Origin of the sequence: Marinobacter alkalisoli (genome assembly GCF_045449855.1) — a bacterium.
Classification (GTDB): domain Bacteria; phylum Pseudomonadota; class Gammaproteobacteria; order Pseudomonadales; family Oleiphilaceae; genus Marinobacter.
Genome location: NZ_JBJJLC010000032.1, coordinates 1 through 6,220 on the forward strand (window position 1 = coordinate 1; position 6,220 = coordinate 6,220).

At 58.9% G+C, this 6,220-nt stretch carries 6 protein-coding genes; 3 read left to right on the forward strand and 3 right to left on the reverse strand.

Annotated features, from left to right (window positions below):
- The first annotated feature begins 170 nt into the window (after nt 1–170).
- Nucleotides 171–1,175 carry an AraC family transcriptional regulator gene (locus ACJO5Y_RS13990; RefSeq protein WP_406988024.1) on the forward strand — a complete coding sequence of 335 codons (1,005 nt, stop codon included), beginning with the start codon at nt 171–173 and terminating at the stop codon, nt 1,173–1,175.
- A gap of 6 nt (nt 1,176–1,181) precedes the next feature.
- Here ACJO5Y_RS13990 and ACJO5Y_RS13995 read toward each other — a convergent pair whose 3' ends face one another.
- Genes ACJO5Y_RS13995 through ACJO5Y_RS14005 form a run of 3 tightly spaced genes read right to left on the reverse strand, consistent with a single transcriptional unit; the run spans nt 1,182 to nt 4,321 of the window.
- Nucleotides 1,182–2,363 (reverse strand): thiolase family protein, encoded by a 1,182-nt coding sequence (locus ACJO5Y_RS13995; RefSeq protein WP_406988025.1) that lies wholly within the window; start codon nt 2,361–2,363, stop codon nt 1,182–1,184.
- A 21-nt stretch (nt 2,364–2,384) separates the two neighbouring features.
- Entirely contained in the window at nt 2,385–3,536 is a 1,152-nt protein-coding gene (locus tag ACJO5Y_RS14000) for an acyl-CoA dehydrogenase family protein (protein WP_406988027.1), read from the reverse strand.
- A 23-nt stretch (nt 3,537–3,559) separates the two neighbouring features.
- Nucleotides 3,560–4,321: an SDR family NAD(P)-dependent oxidoreductase gene (locus ACJO5Y_RS14005; protein WP_406988028.1), complete on the reverse strand. Its 762-nt coding sequence runs from the start codon at nt 4,319–4,321 to the stop codon at nt 3,560–3,562.
- Between the two features lie 194 nt (nt 4,322–4,515).
- Here ACJO5Y_RS14005 and ACJO5Y_RS14010 point away from each other — a divergent pair, with 194 nt between their 5' ends.
- A complete protein-coding gene (locus ACJO5Y_RS14010) occupies nt 4,516–4,962 on the forward strand; it encodes a MerR family transcriptional regulator (RefSeq protein ID WP_406988029.1) in 447 nt (148 codons plus the stop codon).
- Nucleotides 4,963–4,986: 24 nt separating this feature from the next.
- Nucleotides 4,987–6,153: an isovaleryl-CoA dehydrogenase gene (locus tag ACJO5Y_RS14015; RefSeq protein ID WP_406988030.1), complete on the forward strand. Its 1,167-nt coding sequence runs from the start codon at nt 4,987–4,989 to the stop codon at nt 6,151–6,153.
- Nucleotides 6,154–6,220 lie beyond the last annotated feature (67 nt).

Consider the following 6,220-nt stretch of genomic DNA (forward strand, 5'->3'; position numbering starts at 1 on the left):
CCACCCCGCAAGCCCGCCCCACCACCCTCAGGCTACACGCAGGCGAACTTCATCAATTCCCTGTGACTCCCGGTTTTTGGCTTAGAGGCAGGACGCAGCATTAGTATGAACACTGTTAAAATGCCATAAATCAAATGGTCCCCGATACTTGCCAACAAGGACAGCCTTTAATGCAAAACCTGACGTTCTCCTCCCACTACGCACGAGCGGTCCTGCACGGGCTGGAAGAACGGGGGCTGCCTATAGCCGAACTGTTGCACAAAAACGGCATTGATCCGGACTTCATCTACCCGCCACGGGCGCGGCTGCCCACCGAGCAGTTCATTCGCCTGTTCCGCATGACCTGGAAAGTGCTGGACGATGAATTCATGGGGCGCACCACCCACCCGTGCAGGGTCGGACATTTCCATCTGATGGGATCATTAGTGGTGCACAGCGCCACCCTGGAAGACGTGATCCGTCAGAGCATTCGCTGCTACCGGCTGTTCAACCACGACATCGAAATCGAGCTGAACACCGAGGGGGAAGAAGCGGAACTGACCATGACCCATCGCCATCCGGAGCTGGACCCGGATCAGTTCCTGGTGGAATGGCTGTTGATGGTATGGCACCGGCTGGTGGGATGGCTGATCGGGCGCAAGATCGTGCTCAGTCACGCCACCTTTGAGCACGGTCTGCCCGGCCATTTCGATGAATACCGCTTTGTCTTCCCGTGCCAGTGTCACTTCGATCAGCAGCGCAACAGTCTGTTCTTCAGCAAGGCGTACCTGACCATGCCGGTCACACGGACGCCGGCGGAACTGGACGAATTTATCCTGAGTTCGCCTCGTAATCTGCTGGTCTGGACCGACGATGACGACAGCCTGACAACGCAGGTACGAAGACTATTGGAAGGGATGGAGCAGGATCGCTTACCGACCCTGGAGACGATGGCGGATCACCTTAACATGACCAGCAACACCCTGAGCCGCAGGCTCAAATCCGAAGGCAGTGCCTATCAGAAGATCAAGGACAACCTGCGGCGGGATCAGGCGGTCACGCTGTTGCTGCGACCTAACCTGACCATTACCGAGATTTCGTCCCGGCTGGGGTTTACCGAGCCCGGCGCATTCTCCCGTGCATTCAAGCACTGGACCGGGCTCAGCCCCCTGGCCTACCGCAAACAGGACTATTAGACCCGCTTACAGCAGCTCAATGGCAACCGCTGTACCTTCGCCACCACCGATGCACAGTGAAGCAACACCGCGCTTGAGGCCACGCTGTTTCAGGGCATTCATCAGGGTGATGAGGATGCGCGAACCGGACGACCCGATCGGGTGACCGAGGGCGCAGGCACCGCCATACACGTTGACCTTTTCGGCGGGCAGGTTCAGCTCGTTGATGGCCGCCAGGGTCACCACGGCGAAGGCTTCGTTGATCTCGAACAGATCCACGTCGTCCACCGACCAGCCGGCTTTCTTCAATACCTTCTCGATGGAGCCGATGGGCGCCAGGGTGAATTCTGAAGGCAGCCGGGCATGGGTCGCGTGGGCCACGATGCGCGCCTGGGGTGTCAGGCCCCGGGCTTCGGCTTCTGCCGCGGACGCCAGAACCAGCGCTGAGGCACCATCACTGATGGAGCTGGAGTTGGCGGCCGTTACAGATCCGTCCTTGGCGAACGCCGGCTTGAGCGTCGGAATCTTTTCCGGACGGGCGTTGCCCGGCTGCTCGTCGGTGTCCACCACTGTCTCACCACCACGGCCAGGCACACTCACCGGCACGATTTCCGGTTTGAACCAGCCGCTCTCGATGGCCGCCAGGGATTTGTTCAGGGAACCGATGGCAAACTCGTCCATGGCTTCCCGGGTGATGTTGAACTTGTCTGCCGTACGCTGGGCAAACACGCCCATCAGGCCGCCTTCGTAGGCGTCTTCCAGACCGTCCAGGAACATGCTGTCCATCACCTGGCCGTGGCCCATGCGCATGCCGCCACGGGCCTTGGGCAGCAGGTACGGTGCCTGGCTCATGTTTTCCATGCCACCGGCAATCATGAAGTTGTTGGTTCCGGCCTTGATCTGGTCGTGGGCCATGATGACCGCCTGCATGCCGGAGCCGCACATCTTGTTGATGGTGGTGCAACCGGAGCTGTCCGGTATGCCAGAAGCGCGTGAAGCCTGGCGCGCCGGCGCCTGACCCAGCCCGGCCGGCAATACGCAGCCCATAATCACTTCCTGGATGTCCGCCGGCTGCAGACCGGAACGCTCAATGGCAGCCTTGATGGACACCGCACCCAGCTCCGGGGAGCGGACCGAACTCAGGGCGCCCATCATGCCGCCCATGGGGGTGCGGGCAGAACCGGCAATTACCACACTGTTGTCACTCATACTCTTTCCTCACTCAATTAATCAGGACTTGCCCAGTACCGAACGGGCAATGATTTCTTTCATCACCTCAGATGTTCCGCCATAAATTCTTTGTACCCGTGCATCAATAAAATTCCGGGATATCGGGTACTCGGTGGTGTATCCATAGCCACCGAACAGCTGCAGGCAACCATCCGCTACCCGGCACTGCATTTCCGTGGCGCTGTACTTGGCCATGGACGCCGTCGGGGCATCCAGTTCGCCACGGTCGTACTGGTCGATGCACTGGTCCACGAAGGCTCTGTTGACCCGGTAATCGGTTTCCATTCGCGCGATTTCGAATCGGGTGTTCTGTAACTGGGCCAGTTTCTGGCCGAACAGCTCACGTTCCTGGGCGTAGGCGATCGTCAGATCCAGCGAACCGCGAGCAGCGGCAACGCCGAGAGCGCCAATCACCAGGCGTTCGCGAGGCAGTTCCCGCATCAGGTACATAAAGCCCTGCCCTTCCTCACCGAGCAACGCGGAGGCGGGAATGCGCATGTCGGAGAAAAACAGCTCCGAGGTGTCACCGGAATGCTGGCCGATCTTGTCCAGGTTCCGCCCCTTGCTGTAACCCGGCAACGAGGTATCCACCAGGAACAGGCTGATGCCCCGGGCACCGGCGTTGGGGTCGGTCTTGGCCGCGACAATCACCATGTCCGCATGCTGGCCGTTGGTAATAAAGGTCTTGGAGCCATTGAGGATGTAGTCATCCCCATCCTTGACGGCGCTGGTGCGGATCGCCTGCAGGTCACTGCCGGCACCGGGTTCGGTCATGGCAATCGCACCGACCGCCTCACCGGAGACCATTTTCGGCAACCACTGCTGCTTTTGTTCCTCGTTACCGATATGGCTCAGGTACGGGGCAACAATGTCCGAGTGCACCATCACGTTGGTGGACAGGGCACCAAAGCCCAGCCGTGCCAGCTCTTCGCCAACCACCACGGAATACTGGAAAGGCGCGCCGCAACCGCCGCACTCTTCCGGCACATCCACACACAACATGCCGGCATTGCCCAGGGTGTTCCAGAGTTCACGGGGCACAATCCCGGATTTTTCCCAGGCCTCGTAGTGAGGCTTCACTTCGGTTTCCAGGGCCTTGATAACGGACTCCCGGAACATCTCGAGCTCTTCTTTATCGATCGGACTGCTCATAACGTTCTCCCGATTGGTTGGACTCACTTGGGCGCCATGCGCAGCGCGCAATCCAGACGAACCACTTCACCGTTGAGGATGGGATTGCGAACCATCTGATCCACCATCATGCCAAACTCTTCCGGCTTGCCGAGGCGCTTGGGGAACGGCAAGGTGGCAGCCAGGCTGTCCTGCACTTCCTCGGGCATGCCGGCCATCATCGGCGTCATGAACAGACCCGGTGCAATGGTGTTCACACGGATACCCTCGCGGGCCAGCTCCCGGGCGGCCTGCAACGTCAGCGCCACTACACCGCCTTTCGATGCACTGTAAGCCGCCTGACCGATCTGCCCTTCATAGGCAGCAACAGACGCCGTGGAAATAATCACACCGCGCTCACCATCGGCGTTGGGTTCACGCTGAGCCATATCCGCCGCGGCCAGACGCAGGATGTTAAAGGTACCTATCAGGTTGACCTGAATGACCTTGCTAAAGTTCTCCAGCGGCATCACCCCGTCACGGCCCAGAATCTTCGCCGCCGGCGCGATGCCGGCACAATTCACGGCCACACCACAGGGACCATGAGCTTCGCGGGCCTTGGCCAGGGCGGCCTCGGCGCTGTCGGATGAGGTGACGTCGCAGTGAACAAACAGCCCGCCAATATCCCGGGCCACGGCTTCACCCTGCTCTTTCTGCACATCGAAAATGGCAACCTTGCAGCCCGCTGCCGCCAGGGCACGCGCGGCCCCTTCGCCCAAACCGGATGCACCACCGGTAACAATCGCCGGTACGTTCTGAAATTCCATAGCGTTCTCCTTGTTGTCAGAAACTCGATACTGGTTAATGTAAAGTGTGTTCCAGGCCCGGCACCTATGCCATGACATATTCCGCCACAATATTTGTTAAAAAATTCAATTCTGAAAATCGTCCCTTTTACGCCCAAAATTTACTTTACGTTTACGTAAACTTTATCTAACCTTAGTCTAAAAAGGAAATCGCCATGGCAGACAAAAGCACCTACAGCATCAGTGAACTCGCCAAGGAGTTCGACGTCACAACACGAAGCGTCCGCTTTTATGAGGATCAGGGCTTGCTGAAGCCCTCTCGCAGGGGGCAGACACGGATATTCAGTTCAAAGGATCGGGTGCGCCTGAAACTCATCCTGCGGGGCAAACGCATGGGCTTCTCCCTGGCGGAGACCAAAGAGCTGTTCGATTTGTGGGATGAAACCCTCAGCGGCAACGAAAAGCAGCTGCTGAAAATGCTGGAAATTCTGGAAGCCCGGCGGGCACAACTGGAACAACAGAAAAACGACATTGCCCAGGCGGAAATGGAAATGGACACGGCAGAAGCCCGTTGCCGCGAAGCACTGGCGGACCTGCAGAAGAGAAAACGCCAGCAGGCAACGGCTGAACAGGAAGAACCTGACCCGGTAGAACAGAAATAACGCGAACGACATAGGTAGCCAACAATGAAATCACAATACACAGAGTTCAACTTCGGCCTCGGCGAAACCCTCGACATGCTCCGCGAGCAGATCAACGGCTTCGCCGCCGCGGAAATCGCTCCCCGCGCAGAAGAGATCGACCGTAACAACGAATTCCCCATGGACCTGTGGCGTAAAATGGGCGACATGGGCCTGCTGGGGATTACCGTAAAAGAAGAATACGGCGGCTCCGACATGGGCTACCTGGCGCACGTCATCGCCATGGAAGAAATCAGCCGTGCTTCGGCCTCCGTTGGCCTCTCCTACGGCGCCCACTCCAACCTCTGTGTAAACCAGATTCATCGCAACGGCACCGAAGAGCAAAAGCAGACATACCTGCCGAAACTGATCAGCGGCGAACACGTGGGCGCATTGGCCATGTCCGAGCCCAACGCCGGCTCCGACGTGATCTCCATGAAACTCACCGCCCGTGACGAAGGCGATCACTTCGTCCTCAACGGCACCAAGATGTGGATCACCAACGGCCCGGACGCCCACACCTACGTCATCTACGCCAAAACCGACACCCAGGCCGGTTCCCGGGGCGTCACCGCCTTCATCGTCGAACGCGATTACCCGGGCTTCAGCCGCCACCAGAAACTCGACAAACTCGGCATGCGCGGCTCCAACACCTGCGAACTGGTGTTCGAAGACTGCAAGGTACCCCGTGAAAACATCCTCGGCGGCGAAGGCAACGGCGCCAAAGTCCTCATGAGCGGCCTCGACTACGAACGCCTCGTCCTCTCCGGCGGCCCGCTGGGCATCATGCAGGCAGCACTGGACGTCACCGTTCCCTACATCCGCGAGCGCAAACAGTTCGGCCAGGCCATCGGCGAATTCGAACTGGTCCAGGGCAAAGTGGCGGATATGTACACCTGGATGAACACCGCCAAGTCCTACGTCTACATGGTGGCCATGTCCGCCGACCGCGGCGAAACCACCCGCAAAGACGCCGCCGGCGCAATCCTTTACTCCGCCGAAATGGCCACCAAAATGGCCCTGGACGCCATCCAGCTGCTCGGCGGCAACGGTTACATCAACGAATACCCGACAGGCCGTTTACTGCGCGACGCCAAGCTCTATGAAATCGGTGCTGGCACGTCTGAAATCCGCCGCATGCTGATCGGCAGAGAACTGTTCCTGAACAAGTAAGCGACGAGCTCTTTCGTTTGTGTGGTGCAGATGCCTGCACCCAATGTATGACAAGGGGCTGGTGGGC